The 26,250-nt window shown below is 59.7% G+C and carries 21 protein-coding genes and 9 pseudogenes; 16 read left to right on the top strand and 14 right to left on the bottom strand.

Annotated elements, in window-relative coordinates:
* Window positions 1-131 precede the first annotated feature (131 nt).
* Window positions 132-947 (top strand): annotated as a pseudogene (locus AB4Y43_RS37310) (IS110 family transposase); the annotation flags it as partial.
* 481 nt (window positions 948-1,428) lie between these two features.
* Here AB4Y43_RS37310 and AB4Y43_RS37305 read toward each other — a convergent pair.
* The 11 genes and pseudogenes from AB4Y43_RS37305 to AB4Y43_RS37255 all read right to left on the bottom strand — a co-directional run bounded on the left by AB4Y43_RS37305 (window position 1,429) and on the right by AB4Y43_RS37255 (window position 10,140).
* Window positions 1,429-2,427, bottom strand: coding sequence for an AraC family transcriptional regulator (locus AB4Y43_RS37305; RefSeq protein ID WP_368730066.1), 999 nt, complete (start codon window positions 2,425-2,427; stop codon window positions 1,429-1,431).
* 121 nt (window positions 2,428-2,548) lie between these two features.
* The gene (locus AB4Y43_RS37300) at window positions 2,549-2,881 is read right to left on the bottom strand and encodes a hypothetical protein (protein ID WP_368730065.1); all 333 of its coding nucleotides are present in this window, start codon (window positions 2,879-2,881) and stop codon (window positions 2,549-2,551) included.
* The gene (locus tag AB4Y43_RS37295; RefSeq protein ID WP_342950021.1) at window positions 2,874-3,059 is read right to left on the bottom strand and encodes an FAD-binding oxidoreductase; all 186 of its coding nucleotides are present in this window, start codon (window positions 3,057-3,059) and stop codon (window positions 2,874-2,876) included. The genes AB4Y43_RS37300 and AB4Y43_RS37295 overlap by 8 nt, the downstream gene beginning before the upstream one ends.
* On the bottom strand, window positions 2,977-3,249 hold the full coding sequence (locus AB4Y43_RS37290; RefSeq protein ID WP_368730067.1) for an FAD-binding oxidoreductase: 273 nt from the start codon (window positions 3,247-3,249) through the stop codon (window positions 2,977-2,979). The genes AB4Y43_RS37295 and AB4Y43_RS37290 overlap by 83 nt, the downstream gene beginning before the upstream one ends.
* Before the next feature lie 120 nt (window positions 3,250-3,369).
* Window positions 3,370-3,477, bottom strand: a pseudogene (locus AB4Y43_RS37285) (2Fe-2S iron-sulfur cluster-binding protein); the annotation flags it as partial.
* Between the two features lie 105 nt (window positions 3,478-3,582).
* A pseudogene (gene antB, locus AB4Y43_RS37280) lies at window positions 3,583-4,078 on the bottom strand (anthranilate 1,2-dioxygenase small subunit); the annotation flags it as partial.
* Window positions 4,079-4,085: 7 nt separating this feature from the next.
* Window positions 4,086-4,598 (bottom strand): annotated as a pseudogene (locus AB4Y43_RS37275) (anthranilate 1,2-dioxygenase large subunit); the annotation flags it as partial.
* 376 nt (window positions 4,599-4,974) lie between these two features.
* On the bottom strand, window positions 4,975-6,087 hold the full coding sequence (locus tag AB4Y43_RS37270; RefSeq protein ID WP_368661883.1) for a cupin domain-containing protein: 1,113 nt from the start codon (window positions 6,085-6,087) through the stop codon (window positions 4,975-4,977).
* Window positions 6,088-6,227: 140 nt separating this feature from the next.
* The gene (locus tag AB4Y43_RS37265) at window positions 6,228-7,373 is read right to left on the bottom strand and encodes an aminotransferase class V-fold PLP-dependent enzyme (protein ID WP_368661884.1); all 1,146 of its coding nucleotides are present in this window, start codon (window positions 7,371-7,373) and stop codon (window positions 6,228-6,230) included.
* Window positions 7,374-7,392: 19 nt separating this feature from the next.
* Window positions 7,393-8,679: an MFS transporter gene (locus AB4Y43_RS37260; RefSeq protein WP_342922293.1), complete on the bottom strand. Its 1,287-nt coding sequence runs from the start codon at window positions 8,677-8,679 to the stop codon at window positions 7,393-7,395.
* A 48-nt stretch (window positions 8,680-8,727) separates the two neighbouring features.
* Window positions 8,728-10,140: a M20 family metallopeptidase gene (locus tag AB4Y43_RS37255; protein ID WP_368661885.1), complete on the bottom strand. Its 1,413-nt coding sequence runs from the start codon at window positions 10,138-10,140 to the stop codon at window positions 8,728-8,730.
* Between the two features lie 20 nt (window positions 10,141-10,160).
* On the opposite strand from AB4Y43_RS37255, the gene AB4Y43_RS37250 reads away from it, so the two are divergent.
* The 4 genes from AB4Y43_RS37250 (at window position 10,161) to kynU (ending at window position 15,516) form a co-directional block, all read left to right on the top strand.
* Entirely contained in the window at window positions 10,161-11,183 is a 1,023-nt protein-coding gene (locus tag AB4Y43_RS37250; RefSeq protein ID WP_368661886.1) for a LysR family transcriptional regulator, read from the top strand.
* A 144-nt stretch (window positions 11,184-11,327) separates the two neighbouring features.
* Window positions 11,328-12,482, top strand: coding sequence for a porin (locus AB4Y43_RS37245; RefSeq protein WP_342922290.1), 1,155 nt, complete (start codon window positions 11,328-11,330; stop codon window positions 12,480-12,482).
* A gap of 95 nt (window positions 12,483-12,577) precedes the next feature.
* Window positions 12,578-14,137: a methyl-accepting chemotaxis protein gene (locus AB4Y43_RS37240; protein WP_368661888.1), complete on the top strand. Its 1,560-nt coding sequence runs from the start codon at window positions 12,578-12,580 to the stop codon at window positions 14,135-14,137.
* Window positions 14,138-14,265: 128 nt separating this feature from the next.
* The gene (kynU, locus tag AB4Y43_RS37235; RefSeq protein WP_368730064.1) at window positions 14,266-15,516 is read left to right on the top strand and encodes a kynureninase; all 1,251 of its coding nucleotides are present in this window, start codon (window positions 14,266-14,268) and stop codon (window positions 15,514-15,516) included.
* A 93-nt stretch (window positions 15,517-15,609) separates the two neighbouring features.
* Here kynU and AB4Y43_RS37230 read toward each other — a convergent pair.
* Window positions 15,610-15,833, bottom strand: a pseudogene (locus AB4Y43_RS37230) (IS3 family transposase); the annotation flags it as partial.
* A gap of 256 nt (window positions 15,834-16,089) precedes the next feature.
* On the opposite strand from AB4Y43_RS37230, the gene AB4Y43_RS37225 reads away from it, so the two are divergent.
* Window positions 16,090-16,461, top strand: coding sequence for a hypothetical protein (locus AB4Y43_RS37225; protein ID WP_368661890.1), 372 nt, complete (start codon window positions 16,090-16,092; stop codon window positions 16,459-16,461).
* Between the two features lie 670 nt (window positions 16,462-17,131).
* On the opposite strand, the pseudogene AB4Y43_RS37220 reads toward AB4Y43_RS37225, so the two are convergent.
* Window positions 17,132-17,583, bottom strand: a pseudogene (locus AB4Y43_RS37220) (IS110 family transposase); the annotation flags it as partial.
* Window positions 17,584-17,849: 266 nt separating this feature from the next.
* Here AB4Y43_RS37220 and AB4Y43_RS37215 point away from each other — a divergent pair.
* From AB4Y43_RS37215 to AB4Y43_RS37205, 3 genes and pseudogenes are all read left to right on the top strand, one after another.
* On the top strand, window positions 17,850-18,131 hold the full coding sequence (locus tag AB4Y43_RS37215) for a hypothetical protein (RefSeq protein ID WP_342922286.1): 282 nt from the start codon (window positions 17,850-17,852) through the stop codon (window positions 18,129-18,131).
* Between the two features lie 397 nt (window positions 18,132-18,528).
* Window positions 18,529-19,215 (top strand): hypothetical protein, encoded by a 687-nt coding sequence (locus tag AB4Y43_RS37210; protein WP_368730063.1) that lies wholly within the window; start codon window positions 18,529-18,531, stop codon window positions 19,213-19,215.
* Window positions 19,216-19,874: 659 nt separating this feature from the next.
* Window positions 19,875-20,074, top strand: a pseudogene (locus AB4Y43_RS37205) (DDE-type integrase/transposase/recombinase); the annotation flags it as partial.
* Here AB4Y43_RS37205 and AB4Y43_RS37200 read toward each other — a convergent pair.
* Complete coding sequence (locus AB4Y43_RS37200) at window positions 20,032-20,283, bottom strand: hypothetical protein (protein WP_368661899.1); 252 nt, start codon at window positions 20,281-20,283, stop codon at window positions 20,032-20,034. The pseudogene AB4Y43_RS37205 and the gene AB4Y43_RS37200 overlap by 43 nt on opposite strands.
* A gap of 121 nt (window positions 20,284-20,404) precedes the next feature.
* Between AB4Y43_RS37200 and AB4Y43_RS37195 the strand changes: the two genes are divergently transcribed.
* From AB4Y43_RS37195 to AB4Y43_RS37165, 7 genes and pseudogenes are all read left to right on the top strand, one after another.
* Window positions 20,405-21,532 carry a phosphoribosyltransferase domain-containing protein gene (locus tag AB4Y43_RS37195; RefSeq protein ID WP_368730062.1) on the top strand — a complete coding sequence of 376 codons (1,128 nt, stop codon included), beginning with the start codon at window positions 20,405-20,407 and terminating at the stop codon, window positions 21,530-21,532.
* A complete protein-coding gene (locus AB4Y43_RS37190; RefSeq protein ID WP_342922284.1) occupies window positions 21,522-22,280 on the top strand; it encodes a trehalose phosphatase in 759 nt (252 codons plus the stop codon). Before AB4Y43_RS37195 ends, AB4Y43_RS37190 begins: the two co-directional genes overlap by 11 nt.
* On the top strand, window positions 22,273-23,367 hold the full coding sequence (locus AB4Y43_RS37185) for a cysteine protease StiP domain-containing protein (protein WP_368661893.1): 1,095 nt from the start codon (window positions 22,273-22,275) through the stop codon (window positions 23,365-23,367). Before AB4Y43_RS37190 ends, AB4Y43_RS37185 begins: the two co-directional genes overlap by 8 nt.
* Window positions 23,368-23,497: 130 nt before the next feature.
* A pseudogene (locus AB4Y43_RS37180) lies at window positions 23,498-23,767 on the top strand (IS21 family transposase); the annotation flags it as partial.
* Window positions 23,768-23,896: 129 nt separating this feature from the next.
* A pseudogene (locus tag AB4Y43_RS37175) lies at window positions 23,897-24,480 on the top strand (ATP-binding protein).
* 381 nt (window positions 24,481-24,861) lie between these two features.
* Window positions 24,862-25,536 (top strand): tyrosine-type recombinase/integrase, encoded by a 675-nt coding sequence (locus AB4Y43_RS37170; RefSeq protein WP_368730061.1) that lies wholly within the window; start codon window positions 24,862-24,864, stop codon window positions 25,534-25,536.
* An 80-nt stretch (window positions 25,537-25,616) separates the two neighbouring features.
* Complete coding sequence (locus tag AB4Y43_RS37165) at window positions 25,617-26,201, top strand: tyrosine-type recombinase/integrase (RefSeq protein WP_368730060.1); 585 nt, start codon at window positions 25,617-25,619, stop codon at window positions 26,199-26,201.
* The last annotated feature ends 49 nt before the right edge of the window (window positions 26,202-26,250 follow it).

The following is a 26,250-nucleotide window of genomic DNA, read 5'->3' as shown; positions in this document are numbered from 1 at the left end:
CTGCGCGGCAAGGCCGACCCTCCTGCCTCCATCCCCTGATTGCGGGTAGGCACAGACAGAATCACGCTCGCCGAGCATGCCTCACTTACGCGCATAACGTCGAGAGCGGCCCACGCGAGCCGCTTACTATCGAAGTCAGGCTGATCAGCCCGCAATATGTCGCACCGTTCGTCAAGACGAACAAGAGCGACCGCAACGATGCGGAGGCGATCGTCGAGGCTGCCAGCCGGCCCACCATGCGCTTCGTGACGATCAAATCGGTTGAGCAACAGGACATCCAGGCGGCGCACCGCATGCGCGCAATCCTGCTGCGTCACCGTACTGCGCTGATCAACCAGATACGTGGCCTGCTCGGCGAGCGCGGGCTGGCCATTTCGCGCTCACCGGAAGCCTTCAGGCGCGCGATACCGGAACTCCTACGTACGAGCGCAGACGAACTGACTTCCTTTTGCCAGACGCTGCTCACCGAACTTCTGCAGCACATGCGCGCCAGGAACGTGTTCATCTCATCGAGGCATCCACCCAGACGTTCATGAAGAAATCCGCGCTCTGCAGGAAGATCGCCAAGATCCCTGGTATTGGCCCGCTACCGCGACGGCCGTTGTCGCCGCGGTCGGGGATGCCAGGCAGTTTCGCGACGGCCGGCATCTGCCCGCCTGGCTCGGCCTCATGCCTCGACAGTATTCGTCTGGCGGCAAGCCTCGCCTGCACGGCAACAGCCGACGCGGCGACACATACCTGCGGACCTTGCTCATTCATGGTGCTCGGCCAGTTCCGCGCTATGCACCCCAAAAAAATTGATCCTCAGAGCATCTGGCTTCAAGAGCTGATGGCTCGACGCGGGCCATAACTGCGCAGAGGTCGCCCTGGCCAACAGGAATGCGCGGATCATCCAGGCGCTGCTCAGTAGCGAAGTGACCTATATGACGAGAAGCGCGGCAACATAACCTCCCAAAGCCGCCGGTAAGGAGCCCCCACCCAGGTTTGCGAAGCTTCTCAAAGCGATGACGAAATAGGTTGAACCAGCATCCTGAAGCCTGTTTTTCGTGCCGGCTGCCACTCGTGGCAAGCCGCGATGTTGCTAAGGACGGGCTGCGCGGATCTCATCAAGGCTGCGGGCGTGCTTCGGCAACCGCCCATCTGGCAAGCCGGATACATGCATGCAGACCGTTTCGGCATCACGAAAAAGAAGCTTGCAAAAGGCGGCGGGTCCACACATGCACGAAAAGGCCGACGACTGCTACCAAAAAATTGACGCTTCCTCGTCCTTGTCCTCGTCCTCATTAATCGCAATGATGATTTTCGAATTCCTCGAGCCAGCAGTACTGGATGACGCCAGAGCGGTCCACGGCGCTGTATACCTCGGAGCGACGTCTCTACTGTCTCTCAGTCATCACAGTTGGCAATCTACACGCAATTAATATTCACTTAGCGTCTTGTCACCCGCTTGAGTGTTTGCGACGGTGTTTCGCCGAAACGCGCCTTGTAGTCGTTGGAAAAGCGTCCGAGATGCGAAAACCCCCAGCTCATCGCAATGGAAGAAACGTTACGCTCGGAGCAGTCGGAAAGAATCTCACGCCGCACTGCTTCGAGCCGATGCCACTTCAGATATGCCATGGGCGCATGCCCGAAGTGTTGCCGAAAGCCACCAAACAGCTTGTGGCGCGACACACCGGCCGCGCGCTCGATGTCTTCGAGCGCAATGTCCTCACGGGCGTTGTCGTGGATGAACTGCTTCGCTCGCAACAGATAGTGCGGACATGAGGGGCCCATGGCCCCCGCGAGCGCCTGCGAGTAGTTGTGCGACTGACAGAGCAACAGCCCCTTGATCAACGCTTCCTCGAGATTTCCGACCATCTGCTCATGATTGAGCAACGGCGCGGCGTGGCCCATCTCGTTCAGCAGAAACTTGACCATGCGCCACCAGGCTGCCTGATCGCCGTCGGCGGCATTCATCTGCGGCTCGAACGTCAACGGGACACCAACCGGCCGTCGCAGAAGATCTTCAAGCACCTGACGCAGGGCCTGGCTCGGGATCGCAACGATGATCTTCCGGCAGTTTCCCATGATCGTAAGGTCCTGCCTCTCATGCGGCGACAACACGAGGCCGTTGTCCCGGTCCGATAGCCACAAACGACCATGCGCGGCCAGTTCCTGCTGCCCGGTAAGCGGCAGACTCAGGCTATAGCAGTTGAGCGGCGCCTCGTTATGTATGGAAACGGTGACATCGGTGCCGTATTCCACGTACCCCAACGAGCTCGCCATCGACCGCAACACCGTGCCCGAATGGTGGAACTGCAGTTTCTTCGGGCTCCGTACCTGCAACCGATGCGGTCCGCAGATCGACGCCATCCATTCCTGCGCGCCTTCGAGGTCGTGACGCAGCGCGTCAATACCTTGGCTGTCGTTGAGAGCAGGCGCGTACATGGCGTGTCACTGAGGGCTGATGGTCACTCGATAGTAAACCCCCCCGGGCGCGGAAAAGAATACAAAAAGACCCTGAATGGGTGCTGCGCCGCCACCTCAAGGGACCTGCTGCGCGCCGTTGCTATCCGCGAATTTGGTAGTAGAGTCGGTGGTCGCCTACGCCTTCGCGCGCAAGCCATGCCCTGATAGCGTCCACCATCGGAGGCGGACCGCACACGTACATGTCGAAGGGGTTTGATTCGATCATCCCGCGGTCGAAATGCTCCGGAATGAGGCCAGTCCTTCCCTGCCACCCGTCAGAAGGATTCGTCACCACGATGTCGCACGCGAAGTTTGCGATGCGTTGTGCGTAAGAGCCCAAACGATCGAGTTCGCACAGGTCGCGCGCGTTCGTCACACCATAGTAGAGATGCACCTTCTGGTCGCCCCCCTTGTGAGCGAGATCATCAAGCATCCCGAGAAATGCGGACAGGCCAGTTCCGCCCGCCACCATCACGAGCGGCCGCCCCCACCTGCCGAAGATAGAACGTGCCGAGCGGTGCCTCGAGATCAATCGTCTGCCCTGGCCTGCAGCGTTCGCGCATGTAGTTGCTCATCGCTCCGTCGGGCAGCAGACGAATGAGGAACTGCAACTGGTTGTCGTCGGCGGGCGGGCCGGCTGGCGAACGAATATGAACGCCACACGTCCGTGCCCGGCACCTTCAGGCGGGCGTACTGCCCCGGCAGAAAATCAAGGCGTCCAGCGTGAGCGCCTGCGTCCAGATCCAGGATCGCCGTCGTTTCGGATACCTGCCTGATGCCGGAAACCTGGCCCGTGAGCACCCGCTTCCCCCCCGCGCCGCATAGGCTCGAATCGAAGTCGAAGTAGAACGAGGCGTCGGACTGCACGCGCGTCTGACAGGACAAGATCTTACGCACGGCAAGATCGTCCGGAGACAGTGCTTCTTCACCGACATAATCCTGCGTGTAGCTGCCCGACTCGCAGCGTCCCTGGCAGGTCCCGCACACACCTTCGCGGCAGTCGAGTGGAATGTTCACGCCGCTGCGGAGGGCGGCGTCGAGGAGGATTTCGCCTGAACGGACGTCGAAGAACACCGTTTTGCCGTCGGCAAAACTGAACGCGACCTTATGGATCATTGTGCGCACTCCCGCCTGCAGATGATAGAAGTCGAGCACGGCGTTGATCGTGTCGTTCAGCAGCAGCACGTGCTTGCGTGCGATCTTCCAGCTACCGCCCGCAGGCTGCAGCTGGTAGGTAGCGCGCCCGAAGAAGTGTTCAGCCACGCCGTGCCGCGCGTAAAAGGTCGCCCAGTTGGCCTTCACTTCCAGTTCCCCGTGCTCACATTCGGCGATACGCACGTTGGTGATCTGATGCAGGTGTACGTGGCAGCGGCGTGGAGGCCGCAGACTTGCCAGTGCGCAGCCGAAACACACGGTCCTCGAGCCCCGTTCGGTTCGCGTAGTAGATCAGCGACATGCTGCGCCTCGGGTCGGTCGTGTACACGTGCTCGGAGTCCCATTGAGGCACGTGAAATGTGCTGTTTTCGTCGAAGAGCTCGAGGTACTCGTCCCAACTCTGCGCATCGCAAAGCTCGGCCTCGCGATACAGAAATTGCTCGACCGATTGCTGTAGCGTTTGCGTGACGGCCATGATTCATGGCTTCCTTCCCGACGTTCGATTGTTGTGCGAGGCCCCTCATGAGAAACGCCTGCCAGGCGCCATGCTGATTGACGTAAAGCCCCTCCTGCGTCAGCTCCGTGCCGCAGAGCACAGGCGCAATGCCGAGCAAGCGCGTATTCGCCGTTTCACCTGACACCCACTTGTGGTAGCCGCGCGAGATGTCGCTCCGGCGCTCGAGGCGCGCCTGGAAGCCCCGCTGCTGCTCACGGAATTCCACGAGATCGTCCGGCGCGCCCATTCCCGAGACATTGAAAAAATCTTCGAACTGACGAATGCGGTTTTCGCGATCCTGATCCGATTCGCCTTTTATGCCAATGCACTGGCTGATGACTTCCGTCTTGTTCCAGGCGACTGGACGCACGATGCGCAACTGAGAGCTGATCTGATCCATGAAAACGAGGCTCGGATAGACGTTCAGGTTGCGCAGCCGATGCATCATCCACTCGGCTTTCTGCTGGCCGTATACCTCGACGAGGCGCGGCATGACGGTGGCATCTTCCTCGCCGTCCGGATGCCAGAGACGGTCGGCCGCTCGTATCGAGCACGCTCCGCAATAACGCCAAGGTGCGCGAAGGGGACACCGTCGCGGCGAGCATGTCAGTCATGAACGCGTGCGGCGCAGTGAAAGCGTTTGGTGTCGCAACGCCGAAGTAATTGACTTCCATTTCGGCCCGCACATCGTCAGTATTCTGCACCGCGATAAACGACCGCAGGCGGTTCATGCGCGCACATTGTTGACAGGCAACGCGAGACCCGAGGCGGAACGCGCAGCGTAGCCACACCCTCCCCCCCGGTCACATCGAGCGCAACGGGAATCACGCGCTCAAACTACGGCGACGATCTCGTGCTCGAACACGAGCGACTGCTCACGCGAGTGAGAAGTCGGCTGGCAAGGTCACTTCGAGCAGTTCCAAATCGGCGCTGCAGTGCTTAAACGCATAGGGAAGCATGCCGGGGATCGCAATGCTGTCGTCTGCTCGAAGATGCCATTGGTCGTCGCCTTGCACGACATCGAGAGTTCCTGCGAGCACGAAGAAAAAGCAGAACTCCGTATCGTGCATGCGCGAAACGACCTTGCCCTCGCCTTGCGGGCGCACCACGCGCACGCCCGCGAGGCCGTTCGTTGCCGCACCGATACCCGTGTCCGTTACGACGAAACCCGGCGATTTCCACGGACTCCACGTGCCGTTCTTTGCGACATGCCGAACAAAGCGCTGACCGTTGAAATCGTGGGCGGGATCATAGACAGCCGAAGGAAGCGCCATATCGTGGTCGGCCATCGTGATATGTTCGGCCGGACTACCGATTTCGATCACCTCTGCCCCGGCCGAACTTTCCAGCACGCGGTGCCGGATCTCCGGCGGCTGAAGCACGCAATCGCCCGCTTCCAGAATGAACGGATCGCCTTGCCCCTCGTAGACGACCCGAACCCAGCCCTTGCGGCAGAAAATCGTCTGAAAACGGATCTTGTGGAAGTGCACGTAATCGGGAACGGGGCCGCCACCGAGGATCCGAATATGTGATGCGATAAACGCACCTCCGTGCCGGTTTGGCAGCAGGTCGCGGTAACGCAGGCCCGCACGACCGACGGTCCACGGTGCCCCATCCTGCGCACGAGACAACACGAGTTCCTGTCTGTTGACAGGCTGCTTCATGCGAGGCTCGGCCGGGACGAGCCTGACCTCGACGCCGTTCGGCGCGGTCAGTGTTCGCGTATCGTCGCCGAGTTGAAACTCGTCGTCGCACAGCACGTCGAGCTTCGTCACCCCGCCGACGAGGTCTACACTGAGGCGCAACCTGATATTGCAGCCCGACAGGATCGCCGTGCGAGGACTGTCAGCGGGAAAAATGGCATCGATGCGGAAGCCGAGATGTTCGATAAAGAACTGCGTCGTCGCGGCCAGATCGGTACACGACATCGGGACGAGAAAGCCGCGAATACCGGTCAGCGGAGCGGGAAGAAACGATGGACTGGTCATGATCATGATCCTGAGCTGAAGAGCGGGGTTTCACAAATGCAGCGGTGCAGCAACTGGCATCCGGGGCGGCCCCGTCAGGACGCACGACACGCCTTCTGCGCGCGGCGCATTTGACCGCACTACATGCGGCGCTTTCGCTTTCATCGCGGCAGCCGCGCAGCGAGACGTTCGATGCCCGCCACCGTCGTGCACGCACCGGGCGACAGACGCAACGTGCGGCCGCGCGAGTCGACCAGGATATGCTGCGAAGCGAGCTTCGCCACGACCTCCTGAGGATCCAGATGTGCGGGCGTCCGCACCATGACACTGCCACCGCGAGATGCATCGTCGCGTGGCGACAACAGCGCGTAGCCGAGACCGTCGGTGATTTCGACAAGTTGATGGCACAACGACAGGTTCTGCGCGCGCAGCTTGCCCGGCGGCTGCGCAAGCAGCCAGTCGAAGCCCGGCTTCGATGCGACGAACGGCAGCAGCGACGGTGTGCCCGTGTCGAACCGGCGTGCGTCGGGCGCATACGAAAACGCATCGAGGTTCCAGTTGAACGGGTCGGCCTGACTGAACCAGCCGCGCACGCAAGGTGTGACGGCGGACGTCAGCAGATGCGGCGCGACATACCCAAGACCCGATCCCGGCGCGCCGCACAGCCATTTGAGCGTGGAGCCGCAGACGAAATCGAACGGTATCTCACGCAGATTGAACGGCAGGATGCCCGCGCCCTGCGTGATGTCGACCGCGACAAGGCTGCCCGTGGTTCGCGCGTGCGCAGCGAGCGCGGCCAGATCGACGCGTTTGGACGTCAGCGACGATACCCACGTGATCAGCGCAAGCCCAACATGCGCATCCCACGCCGCGACGAAGTCCTCGTCGCGAACGTAGGCTTCACCGGCGCGCACCGGCACCGTTTTCAACGTGAAGCCGCGCCGTGCCGCAACACCGTTCAACAGGAAGTGCAGGCTCGGAAAACAGTCGGCGGCAATCAGCACCGTGCGTGCGCGCAAGGCCGCATCGTCGAGACCGTCGATGAAACGTGCGAAGACGTCGGTGACATTTTGCGCGCCGAATACGTGCGCGGCGTCTGCGCCGATCAGCGTCGCCCAGTTCGACAGCAGCGCGTCACGCGCACCGAGCCCGACGCTCCAGCGTCGTTCGTCGGGTGCATACCAGTCGGATGTGAAGCGTGCGAGCGCCGCCGTCACGGCCTCCCGTTGGCCGGGGAATACACCAACCGAGTGGTACATCATCCAGCCACTGAAGTCACTGTCCTGCGCGGTAGAAAATAAAGTCATGTCAGCGCTTCGCTTCGAACTAGATGTGTTTGACGATGAACCGATGATAGATGCCGATGCATACGAGGCTGAGCACGGCGCAGCCCATCAGATAGATGCTCGGCGATACGGGATCATGCGTCCAGCCGATCATGGCCGTCACGAGCCACGGCGTGAATCCTCCAAACACCATGACGCCGATGTTATAGCTGAAGCCGAGTCCCGTGCTGCGCAGCGAGGCGGGAAAGAGCGACGACAGCACCGCTGCGAGCGGACCGAAGTAGATTGCCTTCAACACGCCCGCCAGCATCATTATCGACATCAGCACTGACAGAGAGGGCGCCGCCAGTAGCCATCGGAAGCAGGGATAGATGGTCAGCAGCGTGAGAAGCGCGGAGACCGTCATCATCCGGCTGCGTCCATATTTGTCGGCGAGATGCCCCATGAACGGCGTTAACACCATCAGGATCGCGCCCGTCAGCACCGTCGCCGCAAAACCCGTCGACGCTGGCAGATGCAACTGCTTCACGGCATACGTCGGCATAAAGAGAATCATCAGATAACTGGCCGCCGTGGACACCGCCATGATGCCTGCCGCAAGCAGGACGCGCCCCTTGTGACTCACGAGCAGATCTCGAATGGGCGCTGCATGTTTCGCCGCTGAAGGCTGCAGCGTGTCGTCAATGTGACGGCGAATATAGAGACCGACGGGCGCTACCAAAAGGCCGAAAGCAAATGGAACGCGCCATCCCCACGCTTCGATCTGATCCGTCGAAAGCTGGCTGCTGAGTGCGAGGCCCGCGAACGAAGCAAGCACTGTGGCCATACCCTGGCTCGAAAACTGCCAACTTCCAAGGAAAGACTTTCGTGTGGACTTCTGTTCGATCATCAGCGCGGTGCCGCTGCCGAACTCGCCGCCTGTCGAAAAGGAGATCAGCACGCGCGCCAGCATGAGGCCAATGGGCGCGCCCAGGCCGATGCTTGCGTAGGTCGGAATCAGCGCACAGATCAGCGTGCCGAGCGTGGTGAGCCAAAGCGATGCGAGCAGTCCCGCCTTGCGGCCGTGCCGGTCCGCATAGCGTCCGAGAACCAGCGCGCCGAGCGGACGGAAAATATACGAAAGCCCGAACGTGCCGAAGGTCAGCAGCAGCGACACCGTTTCGTCATGCGCGGGGAAAAAGAGCTTCGACAGCGTGACGGCGAAGAAGCCATACGCTGCGAAGTCAAACCATTCGAGCGCGTTGCCGACGCTGCTCGCGACGATAAGGCGCTTCAGTGGCCGGTTGTCCTGGCGCACAGCACGTCCTTCAGTAGCAACAGATTGCATGATCTTGAGACCCGGAAGAAAGACTGCTTGAGAGTGGGACTACTGCCATTAGCGCTTCGTCGAAGCCCGGAGCGTCTCGCGAACCGTGTGCCCCGATTCCCCCATATCCCAGAACAGGCCGGCCATGATTTGCAGCGACTCGTGCGCAACACTCCCCAGCAGATGTTCATCGGGAGCGTGCTGGCGGCAGTTCGGATAAGAGTGCGGGATCCAGACAGTCGCGAGACCCAGCGTCGTCGCGAAGCACTCGTTAGGGATCGTGCCGCCGAGATTCGGCAGGATGGTCACCGGCTTGCCAGAGGTTGCTGCAATCGAGGCTTCCGCCCACTTCGACCACGGATGATCAGGATCGAGCCGCGTCGCGCTGCCCGACGCTTCGATCGTCACGTCGACGTTCTCGAAACCTTCGCGGCGCAAATGCGCGATCAGCAATTCGCGCGCGTTCAACCAATCCGTGCCGACCACGAAGCGCAACTGGCACACCGCTTCCGCGCTGCCCGGAATCGCGCTGACTGGCCGGCCGACGTTGCCTGCCTGCATCGCCAGCACTTCCAGCGTGTTCCATGCGTACACCCGCTCCGCATCACTAAGACCGGGTTCGCCCCACCCCTGTGACAACGGCGGATCGCCTTCGTCGGCACCCACTTCGAGACTCGCGACGAGCTCGCGCACGCGCGGCGGAATCGGCGGCGGCAACAGGCCGTTGACGCGAATCCGGCCACTGCCATCAACAAGGCTCGCAAGCGCATTCGCCAGCACGGTCGCGGGATTAGCCAGCACGCCGCCCCAGTTGCCCGAGTGACGCGCGCCAAATGCATTCGACACGCGCAGCCGGAAATGCAATGCGCCTCGCGACCCAAGAAACATCGTCGGTGCAGCAGCGCGTTGTCGCGGTCCGTCGGAGGCGATGAGCAGATCGGCAGCCAGCCGGTCCGCATACCGCGCGCATACCGCGTCGAGTCCCGGCGACCCGACTTCTTCCCCCATTTCGATGATCACCTTCGCGTTGAAGCCAAGCCTGCCGCGCGTGGCAAGTACCGACGCAAGAGCCGCCAGATTGATCGAATGTTGCCCCTTGTTGTCTGCCGTGCCGCGGCCGTACCAGCTGTCCCCGTCTGTGCACAGCTCCCACGGGGAACGCGCGTCTGTCCAGTTGGCTGCGTCGCCGTTGACTACGTCGCCGTGACCGTAGATCAGCACCGTGGGCAGTCCGACCGCTTCCACGCGCTCGCCGATCAGCATCGGCGGCATGCCTGCTTCAGGGTTTTCCACGATGTCGCACGTGAATCCCATAGCGCCTAGCGCGGGAGCGATCTCGTCGGACAAATAGCCAGTCAGCGCAGCCTGTGCATCCGGGTTCTGGCTCTCCGTGCGAAGGCCGACGCGACGGCGCAATACCGCTTGGAACGCTCCGCTTTCGAAGTGACGGGAGACGTGCGAGATGGCTTCTGAGCGGCTCATGTTCTGGAATCAAAGAATCGATGTCCCCAGAGTACCCGGGTAAACAATCTTTTGTATTCGCAATCAATCAACGTATATTTGCGGAAATCGCAACCCTGTATGCCAGGTCCGAAATGCGCAACCTGCTGGATTCGTCGCTGTATTACTTCTCAGTCGTGGCACAGAGTGGATCGCTGACGGCTGCCACCGAAAAGCTCGGCGCAACTGTATCAGCGTTGAGCCGCCATATCGCGAAGCTCGAAGGCGACGTCGGCGCGCCGCTTTTCGAACGACACGCGCGTGGCATGGTGCTGTCTGACGCTGGCCGAATGCTGTTGCGCTATGCGCAAAATAGCCTTACGGATGCCGAGGCCGTGATGAGCGCGATTCAAGGCGACCAGAGGCGGCGACAGCGCAAGATCAAGATTGCATGCACCGAAGGCTTTGCCCTCGATTTCCTGCCGAACTCGCTCGCAGCGTTCTACAAGCTGTACCCAGAGGCCGTGGTCGTGATCGAGGTCACATCGTCTGATAACGCAAGCCGCATGCTGGTCGATGGGGATGCGTCGATCGCGCTTTCGTTCAGCCTGAAGCCCGAACCGGATGTGGTTGCTCGTCTTACGCTTCCCGCGCCCGTCATGGCGCTGATGTCGAGAGACCACCCGCTTGCGGGTCAAAAATCGCTTACATTGCCAGACCTCCACCTCTACCCGGTTTTGTTGCAGGACACCGGTACGACGGTTCGCCAGTTGTTTGACATCGCCTGCAACGTTGAAGGATTTGAGGTTGTGACACCGATCACGAGCCGCTACGTCGCGTCACTGTACCGGTTTACCCAGGTGATTCCGAACGCCATCATGCTGACTGGCTTTGTCTCGGTCGCGAACCGCATGGATTCCGACGGTCTGGTCGCAATCCCGTTCGCCAATGCACTGCTGCAACAGCGTCGCCTGCAGGTCAAAACGTCATCGACGCGCCCATTGACCGGGCTCGCCACCCTCTGTCTCGATCATCTGGTCGCAGACCTGCAGCGGACAAACGATCGGCATCCCCCCACGGCATAGCAAAGCTTTGCGAAAGGCGCAAAGCGAGTTTGTTTGATTTCGAATACGCCAGGAGAACAGAGGCGGTAGAGTGCGCCAACGCTGACATCGCGGGTCACACGCGAAGCGTCTATTCCGTCTGTTCAAATTCACCTGGAGATCACTGTGAGAAAGAGTCTGCTTGCCGGCGCGGCAATAATGTCCTTATTTGGTCACGCCTACGCACAAAGCAGCGTATCGCTGTATGGCATTGTCGATGCGGGCTTCGCTTTCAATAATAATTCCGGCGGTCAAAAGCTCTACACGCTGGCGAGCGGCAACATGCAAGGCAGCCGATGGGGGCTGCGTGGCGTCGAAGACCTCGGCAATGGACTCAAGACGCTGTTCACCGTCGAGAACGGCTTTAGCGTGACCAACGGAAAACTGCTGCAAGGCGGAGACCTGTTCGGTCGCCAGGCCTACGTCGGACTGGCATCGGATCGCTTCGGCTCCGTCACACTGGGCCGCCAGTACGATGCGGTAGTGGATTACACGGCGCGCTTTGAATCCGCTGCACAGTGGGCAACGGGCTATGGCGCGCACCCCGGTGATCTTGACAACCTCCAGAACACCAATCGGGTGAACAACGCAATCAAGTTCAGGAGCGTCGACTACGCAGGCCTGAAATTCGGCGGACTGTACAGCTTGGGTGGCGTTGCCGGCCACCTTGGCACCAACCAGATCTGGTCCCTCGGCGCAGGTTACGACAACGGTCCGCTTTCCCTCGGCGCAGCATACCTGAATGTGCGAGACCCGAACTTCTCGTTCTTCGGCAACAATTCGACGTCCAGCACGACAGCGTCGAACATGACTGCCAGTACCGTCTATTCGGGCTATGCGTCAGCGCGCACGCAGCAGATCATTGCAGCGGGCGCAGCATATCAGCTAGGACAGGCCACGCTTGGTGCCATGTACACCAACACCCAGTTCCGGGGTCTTGGCGCACTAAGTGCCCTGAATTCGCTACACTATCATGGCAACGCCGCGTTCCACAATGCTGAGGTCAGCTTCAAGTATCTCGTGACCCCCGCGCTGAATCTGGGTATCTCCTACGACTATACGAAGGGCTACGGCGTCAATCACGCGGCCTATCACCAGGTCGACGCAGGTGTCGATTATTTCCTGTCGAAGCGGACCGACGTCTATATTTCCGCGATTTACCAGCATGCGACGGGAACGGACTCTACTGACAAATCGGCGGTCGCGAACATCACGGGTTTCTCAGCCTCCTCAACGGGTAATCAGTTCGTGGCGGTAACGGGAATCCGGCACAAGTTCTAGGATGTCTTCCGCAGAAGCTGGAGGAATCGACCGGGAATGGCACCATCGGTCGTGGACTCCAGCGCTTTTGCATTTTCGCTCAGACAGATCCCGTTATGCGAAACCTTCTTGCTAACGTCCGAATTGGCGTCCGACTTGGCGCTGGCTTTGCGCTCGTGCTAATCCTTCTTTGCGTGACAGGCTCCGTCGCCCTGTTCCAGACAGCTCGGGTGCACAACGGGGCAGTTCAGTTTGCCGATAGCTGGCTGCCGAAAGTCGCTGTGCTTGGGGACATTCGTACATGGGCAAACAACGTTCGCAAGTCAACGCTACGAAGTGTGCTTGAAACGGATCCCGTGCAAAAAGCATCCCAGCGCATCATGAGGGACTTTGCGCTTCGCACACTCGACGCGAAAATCGAAGCATATGGGCGACTCATCTCGTCAGCGAAAGAGGATCAGCTCAACCAGCAAACCCGGAAGGCGTGGAAATCCTATCTGGAAATGGATAACAGACTGCTTTCGCTTTCCGAACAGGGTGAGGGAAGTTTTGCCTCGGCCCGCTCGCTCGCGACGGGGGGGGCTGCCGATGCGTTCACCGCTGTCGCCAAATTGATCGAGGCGGAAGTCCAACTCACCAGCAACGGAAGCCAAATTGCTCGAACCACTGCAGCAGAGGACTACCGGCTGGCCGTAGAAGTCACAATTGGGTTGATTGGACTAGCGCTTGCGACGGGCTCTCTCACCGCATTCTTGATCACGAGGACCATTGTCCTTCCCCTGCGTAAGTCAGTCTCCGTGGCGGAGACCGTCGCGTGCGGAGACCTGACCTCACGTATCGAAAGTTACGGCCGGGATGAGGTCGGACGTTTGATGCAATCATTGCGGAAGATGAACAGCCAGCTAGCGAAATTCATCACTGGCATCCACGCGACCACCGATGCAGTAACGGTAACGTCGCGAGAGATTGCTAGTGGTAATGCTGATCTATCTGCACGTACCGAGGCTCAAGCGGCGTCGCTCGAAGAAACGGCTGCCAGCATGACGCAGCTGACGGAGACAGTCAGACAGAATGCTGACAACGCGTCGCAAGCCAATCATCTCGCAATGAAGGCAGCCGTCATAGCCGACGAGAGCAACGATGCTGTGCAGGATATGGTCCGTGCGATTGGAAAGATGAACAGCAGCTCGATGCAGATTTCGGAAATTACGGCTGTTATAGAAGGGATTGCCTTCCAGACCAATATTCTTGCGCTGAATGCTGCAGTGGAGGCGGCGCGCGCCGGTGATCAAGGTCGGGGCTTCGCCGTCGTTGCGAGTGCAGTGCGCGGCCTTGCACAGCGTTCGGCTGCAGCCGCGAAGGAAATAAAGGAGTTGATCGATTCATCGGTCCAAGCGATTGACCACGCGGCGAAGCAGGCAAGCGCGGTCGGTGTGACGATGGATGATGTTAAGCAGGCGATCAAGCAGGTCTCAGGCATCGTCGGTGAAATCGCTATCGCGTCGGAGCAGCAAAGCCGAGGCATCGAGCAGGTGAATCAGGCGGTCCTGCAGATGGACGAGGTTACCCAGCAAAATGCTGCGCTGGTGGAGCAGTCCACTGCGGCGGCATTTTCCCTCGATGAGCAGGCCACCAGGCTGCAGGACGCCGTGTCGGTATTCAAGATTGCGAGGTAACGGGGATGGTGTTTTTCCGGCGTCATTTGTGCAACAAACCTGCGGTACGCAGGCATTGAAACCAATGCAACCGCATCACCGCGTTCCGCACGAACGCGCCCTCTTTCGAATGACAAGAGCGGACTATCATGAATCAACGTGAAGAAGCACTCGCACTCGATGCGGCCGACCCCCTCGCACTCTTGCGCGACCAGTTCGCGCTCTCTCCGAACGTCATCTATCTGGACGGCAACTCGCTCGGCGTGCCGCCCGTCGCGGCTGCACAGCGGGCGCAGACCGTCATCGGCGCCGAATGGGGCGAAGGGCTAATCCGCAGCTGGAACGCGGCTGGCTGGTTTTCGCTGCCGCGGCGACTGGGCGACAAGCTTGCGACACTAATCGGTGCAGCGCACAACGAAGTCGTCGTCACCGATACGATTTCGATCAACTTATTCAAGACGTTGTCGGCAGCTCTGCGGATGCAGGACAAGCGCGACCCGAAGCGCCGCGTGATCGTGTCGGAACGCTCGAATTTCCCGACTGATCTGTATATCGCGCAAGGGCTGATCAAGCAGTTGGATCGCGGCTATGAACTTCGCCTCGTCGACGATCCGTCCGAGCTGTCCGCGGCGATCACCGACGACGTCGCCGTCGCGATGATCACTCACGTCAACTACCGCACTGGCTACATGCACGACATGGCCGCACTGACGAAGCTGGTTCACGACAGGGGCGCGCTAGTGCTGTGGGATCTCGCGCACTCGGCGGGCGCCGTGCCCGTCGATCTGAATGGTGTCGGCGCGGATTGCGCGGTCGGCTGCACATACAAGTATCTGAACGGCGGTCCCGGTTCGCCTGCGTTCGCGTGGGTGCCGCATCGTCATCAGAGTGAGTTCGAGCAGCCGCTGTCAGGCTGGTGGGGGCATCGTGCGCCGTTTGTGATGAACCCGACATATATCGCCGACGACGGCATCGGCCGCTTTTTGTGCGGCACGCAGCCGATGGTTTCGATGGCGCTGGTCGAATGTGGACTCGATGTATTCCTGCAAACCGACATGCTGGCGATCCGCCAAAAGTCGCTTGCGCTGACCGACCTTTTCATCGAACTGATCGAGACGCGTTGCAAGGAATTTCCGCTCACGCTCGTCACGCCTCGCGCGCATGCGCAACGCGGGTCGCACGCGAGCTTCGAGCATCCGCACGGCTACGAGGTGATGCAGGCGTTGATCGCGCGCGGCGTGATCGGCGACTATCGGGAGCCGCATGTGTTGCGCTTCGGTTTTACACCGCTGTATACGCGCCACGTGGATGTGTGGGATGCCGTTGAGCATCTGCGCCAAGTGCTTACCGAAGAAACCTGGCGTGCGCCTGAATTCGCCACGCGCGGCGCCGTGACCTGAGCGACGGCTACGTCGTCGAGATGATGCCCCGTAAGAGTTGCATTGTTAAGTCGCGGTGTGAGTGGCGGCACGTCCGCTGTCTTGATGCATGGGTCAATAAATTTCGGACAGGCAGATAGCTTCTTTCGCTGTCGGTTTCGCCTCGCAGGCGGCGGGCGACAGATAACCCAGCGTGGAGTGCAAGCGCACTGGATTGTAGAAAGCGATGATGTACTGGTTGATATCGCGCCGAGCCTCATCGTGATTGGCGTACTAGCGCTACCACACACGCTCCATTTATTGTCCCAACAATTTCCCTTGCTCATGCTGCATACCACGTGAAGTCTTTTTTCAACCACGCACGGTCGTTCTCGCTTGCATACTGGGGGCCCCGTGATTTTGATGCCGTTTACCGGGTTAGCGGGCTCCAGACCTGACAAGGCTTTGCGGTCTAGCCCTTTATTAAGTCTCCGTGAAATCAAGAGCTTGCTGTTTGTCTTCCCCGGAGGCCCGCAGTGCCTCGCCCCCAACTGCCAAGGCGATATTGTTGGCATACGCTGAGCGGTTCCCCTTTCGGCTGCGGAGCGGACGGCGATGGAACACTGGCGGCAGACCTATCTCGGGATGCGGTCCATCCTGTTGCCGCGCGATCGCACCTTGCGGGAACTGATCGTGCAGGCCATCCAGGACGTCGAAGCCACACTGGATCGTTGGGGCAAGCTGCTGCCGAAGCCCCATGGCGAGGCATCGAGCCTGCAGAAATGGCTGTGGCCGGTGCCGCTGCGCAATTCGACGCGACAGATGAGCGAACTCTTGCTCAAGCTCGACTATCTGGTCGAGCTCGGTGTACGGGTGCAGTGCCCCGACACATGCAACGAAGCTATCGTTCGGCATTATGCGCGGCGCTGCGCGGACCGCAAACCCTCGGTGAGCCACCGCATCCAGCCGGCCATACGGCGGCTCTAGGCCGCCTGCTTCATGCGCTACGCGTTGTGCTCGGCAACCGACCAGCTCCTGTCGATGCTCGGCGACTGGGTCCGCAAGGCGATCAGGATAGCCAACGATCGGGGCGCCGCCTCGCGCCCGGATCTGAAGGCGCAGCTGCGCGAATTTGCCACGGCAGTCAAGGCGCTCGCAGGCAACAGGGACCTGACACGCGATGTGCTTGCCAGGCAATTGTGCGAATTGGCGGACACAGTCCTCAAACAGGATGCGCCCAGTCGGACCCGCCTGATGCGGGCACAGCTCGTCTCGAAGCGGCACGTGGCGCATGCACTGCTTGCACAGCTGCTGGACCTGCCTTTCCAGGCGCAGACCGCCCATCCCGTCATGGATGCGCTCGCCTTGCTGCGCGAGCGCTACCCGAACAAGGCGGTCGATCTGCCGGCGGACACGCAGATCCCGCTTGGACGGGCCTGGCAGCGGATGATCGCCATGGCGCGCTGCGCGCTGCTGTCTTGCTTCACGTGCGTGGCGACCTGCGCGCGCACCAGGCGATTTGCTGGTCGAGGGCCTGCAGGTGCTCCCGACCTCGTGCCAGCGCAGTGCGCGCGACATCGTTCAGTTCAGCGGCCCCGTCCTCCAGTGCCTCGACGAAGCGGGCACGAAATGCATTGATGCCTTGCGGCAGGAACACGCCGAACTCGACGAGTTCACCGCGCAACCGGTTGACGAGCGCGGTACGCTCCTCGACGAAACCGTTTCGCATCCGGTGCAGCAACAGCACGTTTTGCTGGTCTGCCGTTTTGACGGCCACGAAGCGCATATGCGGTCGCCCCGCGGCCTCACAGATGGCCTCGGCATCCAGCCTGTCGTTCTTCACGTGCTTGCCGCCCTTGCAGTATGGCGCAGCGAATTGCGGCGCAATCAGGCGAACCTCGTGACCAAGTCGCGCAGCTTGCGCCCCCAGTAGTGGGCTGCGCTGCACGCTTCCATTGGGACCAGACATGGCGCAAGGTTGGCAAACCATTCGAGAAACTTCTGCCGTGAGATGGCTTTCCTGACCACCACGCGTTCCATGCTGTCCACGCCGTGCACCTGGATCAGGTTCTTGGCCAGATCCACGCCGATACGAGTAATCTTGTCCATGACTTTCCCCTTCTCAGATGGGTTGTCCAGCACCAACCATCCTGGCATATCGCTATGCCACGAGATCGGGAAAGTCCTTGCTAATTCGGGTCATGTACCTGCTCGACGACACGCCGGAGAACCGGCCCAGCCCGAGCCGGAAGAAGATGATGTTGCCATGCATTCGGACGACGATGCCGATAACTGACACTCGCCGGGCCTGACACGGCGACTGCGCCCGCTACGGAAGTGTCGCCGGGGCTTCCGCCCCCTCTTTGAGAACAACAATGAACAACACACCAACAACCGTCAATCTAGATTTAGGCACTCTTCTCGACGCAGATCCCCTGATTCTTGCGGCAGAAACGGAAGATGATATTGGGTGCATCCTGCGTCTTCATCTCCAGGTCGAGCAGATGCTCGACTTCTATCTCAACAGAAAGCGCACGGCCGACATCGCTCCATTTGTCAGGAACCTCGCGACTTCAGCGGAAAGCTGTCTATTTCTGTCGCTTTGGGCTTGCTTATACCCTTTGCATTCGAATGGCGCACTCTCTTCGCCGCACTAAGTAGTGAGGAGATCGTACGGCTAAGAGTTGGCTGTGTACGTGAAGAAACATCGATAGGGCAACCAGGTACACCAATGCCGGATGCTCGACGTTCCGGTTCACAAGACCGGAACTGCATTTACCAAACCGATTGACTCGGTCGTCGGAGAAGCAATATTGGCGTGGGAGCGAGTACGTCCCGTACAACCGGCTGCGCTCGACGTCAAAACCGGAGAGCAGGTTGACTTCCTCTTCTCGTATCGTGCAAGGGCGATACCACGCCAGTACCTGAACCGACATCTCATCCCCTTGCTTTGCCGGAGGGCAGGCATTCCTTGCGTGGATGCTCGCGGACAGATCAGCAGCCACAGGGGCACGCTCGACCATCGCGAGCCAGCTCTTTAACGCGCGGGAACCAATGTCCCTGTTCGAACTGCAAGCGTGGCTTGGTCATCGGTCGCCAGCAACGACCCAGCATTACGTCGCAATCACGCCCACAAAGCTGGCCAGAGCTCATTCTGAAGCACAGTACTTCCAGCGCAACCTTCGAATGATGGAGGTGCTCATTGACCGGCAGGCGATCGACGATCGGCACACGGACCAGCAGTGGAAGTACTATGACCTTGGTCACGGGCTGTACTCATATGAGTTCTTCGATCAATGTCCACACCGCATGGCGTGTGTGCGTTGCGACTTCTACGTTCCGAAGAAATCGTCCCAAGCCGACTTGCTCTCTTCGAAGACGGGCATGATCCGGATGTTGCAGGAAACTCCTCTCACTGATGACGAACGCGCTGCAATCGAGGGCGAGCAGGAAGCTGTCGATCGTCTGCTTCGGTACCTCGAGGGGTACCGACACCCGACCGCCGCACCGCCCCAAAGAGTAAGAAACAAAGGTAGAAAAAAACGCTCAATTCCATACAACCTGAACGATTTCCTGCCGCTGCGAGCAATGACGATCGGTTTTTCATCGTCATTGCAATCCTGCGAATTTGGTTCCGTTATGCTATCGCCTTGCCTGCAGGGCCGGATATCGCACCCGTTTTCTCAAGCTGGTTGCGAACCGCATCGCACCAGACACCCATCGGGTTCAAGGACGCAGTGATGGAACTCACGCCTGCCCTGGCGGTTAGCCGCCCCAGAGAAACGTTGGTGCCGAACAAGGTCCAAGGGGATTTCGCAGAACCATGGCTGTTGCGTGCGCAACGCCAGTCAGGAATGGCTCGTTGTCTTGTCCATTATGGTACCGCCATAATTTGGATAGCAAATACCAATCGACTCCATCAGCTGTCGAGAAGGGTCTTCGCGAGTTGCTTACCTCGCAGGTCCCGGCCTATTCGGCGATTTCCTGGCGGATGATGAGGAGAGCAGCCCCGTGCTGAACCGAAACTAAGCAACAATGCACCCATGCAATCAAGCGTTCATTGGTCACCTTACCTTATCCCGTTGAATTGCGTTGCAATATCTCCGAAATTGTCCGATCCGCGACAAATGTTGGACATTTGCAACAGGCAGTTCGGAATTGTGTTGTGTCAATATGACCGTCCGTCCGGCGCGAAAATTGCATCAGTCATTTCCGGAAGTCCATCTCACACGGAGGTGAGGATACGAGTCCCAAAGACGGACGATCTGACCAATGAGGCAGAACCTGAATCCCGCAGTGGCGAAGGTGCTCAAGCGCCTGCATTATCCACTTGACGTAATCCTTCTATGCCTGCGCTGGTACGTTGCCTATCGGCTGAGTCTGCGCCACCTCGAGCAGACCGCCAGAACAAATGCCTGAACAATGTTGTAGAGCAGGACTACCGTGCCATGAAGCGCCGCACTCGTCCTATGCTGGGATTCAAAGATTTTCGCTGCGCACGCATCTTATGGTTGGCATTGAAGTCATGCATTGGCAGATGAAATGCATTCGCGGCACTCAATCATCTGCCGTTGAGCAACTGTATTCGCTGGCGAAATAAGCAATCCCGTGATATTGCGCTTTGCTATGACCGTTGCCATTATCGCGAAAAAATCCTTCAACTGACAATGCTGCTAGCAACATGAGCCAAGTGGCCGGAATAGTGACGGCGGTGCCGCAAGGACAGCGCAATGAGTCGCCCAGGCGCCGCCACCGCGCGAAAATGCGCTGGCTGGCGCACTCGCCTGTGGTGCAATCCGGACGCTCCATCTACAACTCAGCGACGAATTGCATACCATCATTTTAAACAGTGCCGCGGTTGTCACAACGGGGCAATTTTCAACAGCCAGTTAGGTCCTCGACGACCTCGCATCAAACTAGGAAGCAGTTCATGGATAGCAATGTAGTACCCACGTTCCTACGCGCTAAACTGAAGCGGGGACTGCTCGAGGTCAAAGTCGACGCCGCCACCTTGCCTGCGGCTAACCTGTTCGGTTTCGCGGAGCGCCGGAATCCAAAGCGGGCATTTCTCTTTGTATCCAAAGTTCTGGGACGCTACATACCGGCGCGCCCATCGATCATGGCTGCCAGTTTCGAGAGCCTCGTCAGCGAGATCCCAGCGAACCTGCCCGGCCCAGTGCTGGTAATCGGCGTGGCCGAAACCGCAGTTGGCCTCGGTGCCGGCGTGTACCGTGCTTATAGTGCAACGCGTTCCGATAGCGTGTACCTCACCAGTACCCGTCATCCTTTGGGTACCGACCTCTTTGCTCGATTCGAGGAAGAGCACAGTCATGCCAGCACCCACTTAATCCACCTGCCGGTCGATCCCGAGGTTCGTGATTTGATGCTTCAGGCCCGATCCTTAGTCCTGGTGGACGATGAGGCTTCTACCGGCAAGACCTTTCTCAACCTGCACCGCGCACTAATCGAAGCCGGCCTGAAGAAGATCGAGCGAGTGGTCACGTGCGTCCTGACGGACTGGTCTGCGGGTGCTGTGAGTAAGGCCATCGGAGAGTCGACCACCGCCGTATCCTTGTTGAGCGGGTCGTATCAGTTCCACGAAGATCAGTCCGCGCCCCTGCCGGATATGCCAGGCGTCGGTGCCGTTTCTATAGGCGAATGGCCTCTCTCACCCCGCAATGACTGGGGGCGCTTGGGCGTTCGCCGCGTGGAGGACACGCTCGCACCGGACATTCAAATCCGGCCCGGCGAGAACGTAGTCATAGTTGGTACCGGTGAGTTCGTCTGGCGTCCCTTCCTGCTGGCGGAGCGTGCGGAGCGAGCCGGGGCAGACGTCTACTTCAGCTCCACCACGAGATCCCCTGTGGCCCTGGGCCACGCGATCGAGCACGTGCTGTCGTTTCCTGACAACTATGGCCTCGGTATTCCGCACTTCCTCTACAACGTGAAGCCCGGTCAGTTCGACCGAGTTCTTATCTGCACGGAAACCCCGGCGCAAGCGCTCCCTGCAGAACTGGTTGATGTCCTGAATGCGGAGATAATTTTCGATGAGCAGTAACCGTCCGCTGATATTCGTCGATCTCGACGACACCCTGATCCAGACCGCAGGCAAGATGGAGGAGGCCACACCACGAATCATCGCCACTCTGGACGTGCATGGGCAGCCCAACGGGTACATGAACCCGGTCCAGAACTTCTTCATCAACTGGCTGCTGGCCTCAGCCGATGTCGTTCCGGTTACCGCACGCAGCGTGGAGGCCTACAACCGCGTCAAGCTTCCTTTCACCGAAGGCGCAATTTGCTCCCACGGTGGAGTGATACTCCGCCCTGACGGATCGCCTGACCAGACCTGGCACGGACAGATGGCCGCGTCGCTCCGGACCTTTCAAGACCGGCTGTCGACACTGAGCGAAGCCACCCTGCAAATCGGCAAAGAACTGGGCTACTCCGTGCGCAGTTGGGTAGTTGGAGAGAAAGGTCTGCGCCACTACGTCGTGACCAAGCACAACGAGTCCAACGACTCGGTGCTCACCGAGTTGCTGACCGAAGTTCAATCTCGACGCATGTTGGAATGCATGCACACCCATGTTAACGGCAACAACCTCGCCTTCCTGCCTGAGGGTTTGGAAAAGCGCTTCGCCGTTCAAGAATGGTTGCGTCGCGACCGTGAGATCCACGGCGAGCGGCCAGTCCTAGGCTTCGGTGACAGCATCTCCGACCTGGGGTTCATGGACCACTGTCATATGTGGTCGACGCCGGCGCACAGTCAACTGGCGACCGTAGTGAAGGGGCTCATCAATGACTAATCTTCTCGCCACACTGAGCACCGTCGGCAGCGGCAGCTACGCCCCTGAAGATGTGCATTTCCTTTTGCAGCGCGTGCCGCTGAGCGTCACTAACGTTGACGAAAAGGAACTTCTGATCCAGACGAATCAGAAACATTACTCCGAGATGATAAGCTTGGAGCAGGCTCCTACCGACGTGCACAAGCGTTTCCACACCCATGTCCTGGCGCAGAACGGCGCTCGTATGGCTTCCAATGTTCAGTCCCTGGCCTTGGCATTGAGTGCCGCTTACACCGGGCCGAGCATCGCCCTGGTTTCATTTGTTCGCGCAGGCGTACCCCTCGGCGTCCTGCTGCGCCGGGCACTCGTCGAAATGGGCCGCGATGCTCACCACTACGGCGTCAGCATCATTCGCGATCGCGGTATCGACACGGTGGCTCTGGAAGCCGTCATCCAGCTGCACGGTCCCGAAAAGATCGTCTTCGTGGATGGTTGGACCGGAAAAGGCGCAATCTCCGGTGAGCTCAAGCGCACCTTGGACGACGACAAGCGCTTCCCAGAAGATCCTCGCCTCGTTGTTCTGGCAGACCCCTGCGGCCGCGCTTGGCTAGCTGGCTCTGCAGAGGACTGGGTAATTCCGTCTGGCATCCTCGGCGCGACCGTGTCCGGCCTAGTATCCCGCACCATCTGGCCGACTCAAGGCGGGCTTCATGGTTGCGTGACATACGACCACCTGCCTAAGCATGATGTAACCCGAGAGTTCATCAATAAGATCGAGGCCGAACGCGGGGCGCTGGGCGAGGTTCATCCCGCAACTCCATGGACCAACGAACAGCGATTGGAACTCCAAGCGTCCGCTGATGACGCGGTGTCCTCGCTGGCAACTCGCTTTGACATCTCCAACTTGAATCGCGTGAAGCCGGGTATCGCTGAGGCAACCCGAGCGGTTCTGCGTCGTGTGCCTGATCACGTTCTGGTACGTGATCGCAACGACAGCGACGTGCAGTTGTTAATTCATCTCACTGACCGCGCGGGCGTGGCCGTAGAGGAAGCTGGCGCGGACCTGGGTCCGTATCGTGCCGCGACAATCATACGGTGTCCGATCTGATGGGCACCATTTCTCCGTTCGCCGTCTGGGCGACTCTGTACATGCCGACCCGCGGTGACATCCTGGACGTGGATTTCGGCACCAAGATCTCAGAATTGCGCTCACCTGTGGTGTGCCTGGAAGACGCGCGGCTTACCGCAGAAACTGGGAGCAACTCGATGCCCGCCTGTCACAACGCGACGCATGTAAGACGATGGTCGGCCTGCTTGAGCTCGCGGGCCTGCATGGCGCGCAGGCCGTACTGGCCGGGCAGCTTGATGCGATGCTGGAAACCGGCGAGCTTCCCGATCTCAAGGCGCTGCGTGACCGATACGCACCCCGTGAGGCGCAATGTCCCGATGTCGAGGTTCAGATGCCGCCCGTTGCCGTCTATCACGAACTGCTCGAAAAGGTGGCCAGCGTGAACGCGCCCGCGCATGATGGTGGCCGCCTGGCCCTGATGCTCAACGAGGTGCGTTTGCCAACGATCGGCAGGTTGTGGCCCGAGTTTGCTGAGCGCTCGGATAAGGAAGCCTAGCCGGCCGCACGCCTGCTCGGCGCACTGCTAGAGCACGAGCTGGCCGAACGCGCTAAGCGACGCATCGAGCGGCACCGTACCGAGTCGCATCTGGACCCGACCAAGACGCTCGCCGCCTTCGACTTCGGCGCCGTGCCGATGTTCTCAAAAGTGCATGTTACAGCGCTGGCCACCGGAGAGTCATGGCTGGAAAGGCGCCACGGTTCTCTTGTTCGCCCCCCCCTAGGATCGGAAAAAGCCACGTGGGATCGGCTATCGGTCACGCATTGATCGACGTCGGCTACCGCGTGATGTTCACGCGTACCAGCGAGCTCGTTCAGAAGCTGCAGGCCGCGCGCCAAAGCCTGCAGTTACCTTCCGCGCTGGCCAAGCTCGATCGCTCCGATTTGATCATCCTCGACCTATGTGCAGGACCTCGTTATGTAGAGTCAACTGCCTGGACCCTCGGCCGATGGGATTTTGAGGCGGCGGAACTACACATAACTGGAACGAGCTATTGTGATTCCTCCGTTCACTTGAATGGGAGATTCACATGCTGGAATTTCTCTTTCCCCGCGATTGGCCGCTTTATGCTGCCGGCCCGCAAGGACCGCTAGTCCGCAAATTTTCGGCGTGGGTCGTCGAGCCCGGCTATACGCGCATTTGCGCACGGCACCACGTACGCCGTTTCCGTGAGGTTCTTGTCTATAACCATGTAGCGGCTGGCACCAGCCTACCGATTACTTCGACTGCGCTGTCCCGCTGGTTCGCACCGTGGTCGCACGACACCTTATACCTCGCCACGCAGCGAGCGGCAGAACGCTTTTTATGCGATCGAGGTCTCTTCGTTCCGGTGGCTAAACCGAGCCAGTTCGACTCGCTCATTTCGCAATACCGATCCCATCTCATTGATCTGCGCGGACTCGCTCCTGATACAGTCGAGCACCACCTGAGGACGGTTACCGGCGTCCTGTCGAGCGCCTGTTCGAAGCGCCGCCTTGAGCGCTTTGTCGACCAGACCAGCAAGCATCTTCGCCGCCAGACTCTTCAGCGTACTCGAACTTGCATACACGCGTCAGGCCACGGCGACATCGCCACTAAGGCCGTATGTCCTCCGCCTGGCGCTTGTGCTGCTGTGCACCGCCGGGCTGAGGCGAAGGGAGTTGCTACGGCTAACGTTGGCCGATGTAGACGCGCACGCTGGAGTCCTGCACATACGCGAATCAAAGTTTCACAAATCGAGATGGGTTCCGCTTTCGTGCGGTGCCCGGCTAGAACTGCGCCGCTACCTCACGCGCCGCCTCGCTACCCCTCTCGACACTACGCCGTCGTCACCGTTACTGTGCAATATGCACCATGGTCTGCGGGGCTACCCTGGAACGGGATTGCATGAAGGTATCACGGGATTACTGCAAGAAGCAGGCTTCCGGGATGCCGACGGGCGGGTTCCCCGTATTCGCGACTTTATGCATTCCCTTGCAATTGAAGCCCTGATGCGATGGTATCGTCACGGGGCGGACGTCCAGTCCAACCTGCCAAAGCTCGCACTCTACATGGGTCATGTATCAATCGTATCGACTGCCTACCATTTGCACTGGATTCCGGAACTCCGAGAGCTGGCGAGCGATAGGTTCGCGAAACGATTTGGCTATCTTGTTCAGGGAGAGCAATGATGAAACGGCGTCCTTGCTCCGGTGAGCTCGGACGGAGTCTTGTCCGATTCTTCCAGGATTATCTACCTACGTTGCGAGGGATGAGCCGGCACACGATCCATAGCTATCGCGACACGCTGGTGCTTCTGATGCGATTTCTTAGTGCGAAGCGACACTGCGGCATTGAACGTCTGGATCTTGCGGCGATCACCGCCGAATCGGTCCGACAGTTCCTGACACCTCTCGAGCGAGACCGGCACAACGGCATTGCCACGCGTAATGCCCGGCTTGCCGCGATTCATACATTCGCGCGGTTCTTGGCAACTGAACGTCTTGAACATCTGGCGGTGGCGCAGGCAATCCTCAGCATTCCATTCAAACGCGGGGCGCGGTCAGCGCCGATCGAATATCTCGAGCAGGACGAGGTTGAGGCGCTGCTGAATGCGGTCGATCGAACGACCGCCGCCGGTCGGCGTGACTACGCGTTGTTTTCACTGATGTTCAATACCGGCGCAAGGGTGCAGGAGGTACTCGACCTTCGTTTATGCGACCTGCGCATGCAGCGGCCGTGCCAGGTAAGACGAAGGCAAGGGAAACAAGGTCCGCGTCGGACCTATCCGAATGAAAGGGACTTCCCCGTCCCGAGGCTGCGGCGGAAGCCGCGAGTCGGCATCGAAGTGCCATGATGGAGTGTCGAACTACATCAACGCCAACAGGAGGGGAAGTCCATGCCAA

The organism is Paraburkholderia sp. BR10872, assembly GCF_040965835.1.
Classification (GTDB): Bacteria; Pseudomonadota; Gammaproteobacteria; order Burkholderiales; family Burkholderiaceae; genus Paraburkholderia; species Paraburkholderia nodosa_A.
This window is presented reverse-complemented; position numbering and strand designations above follow the sequence as displayed.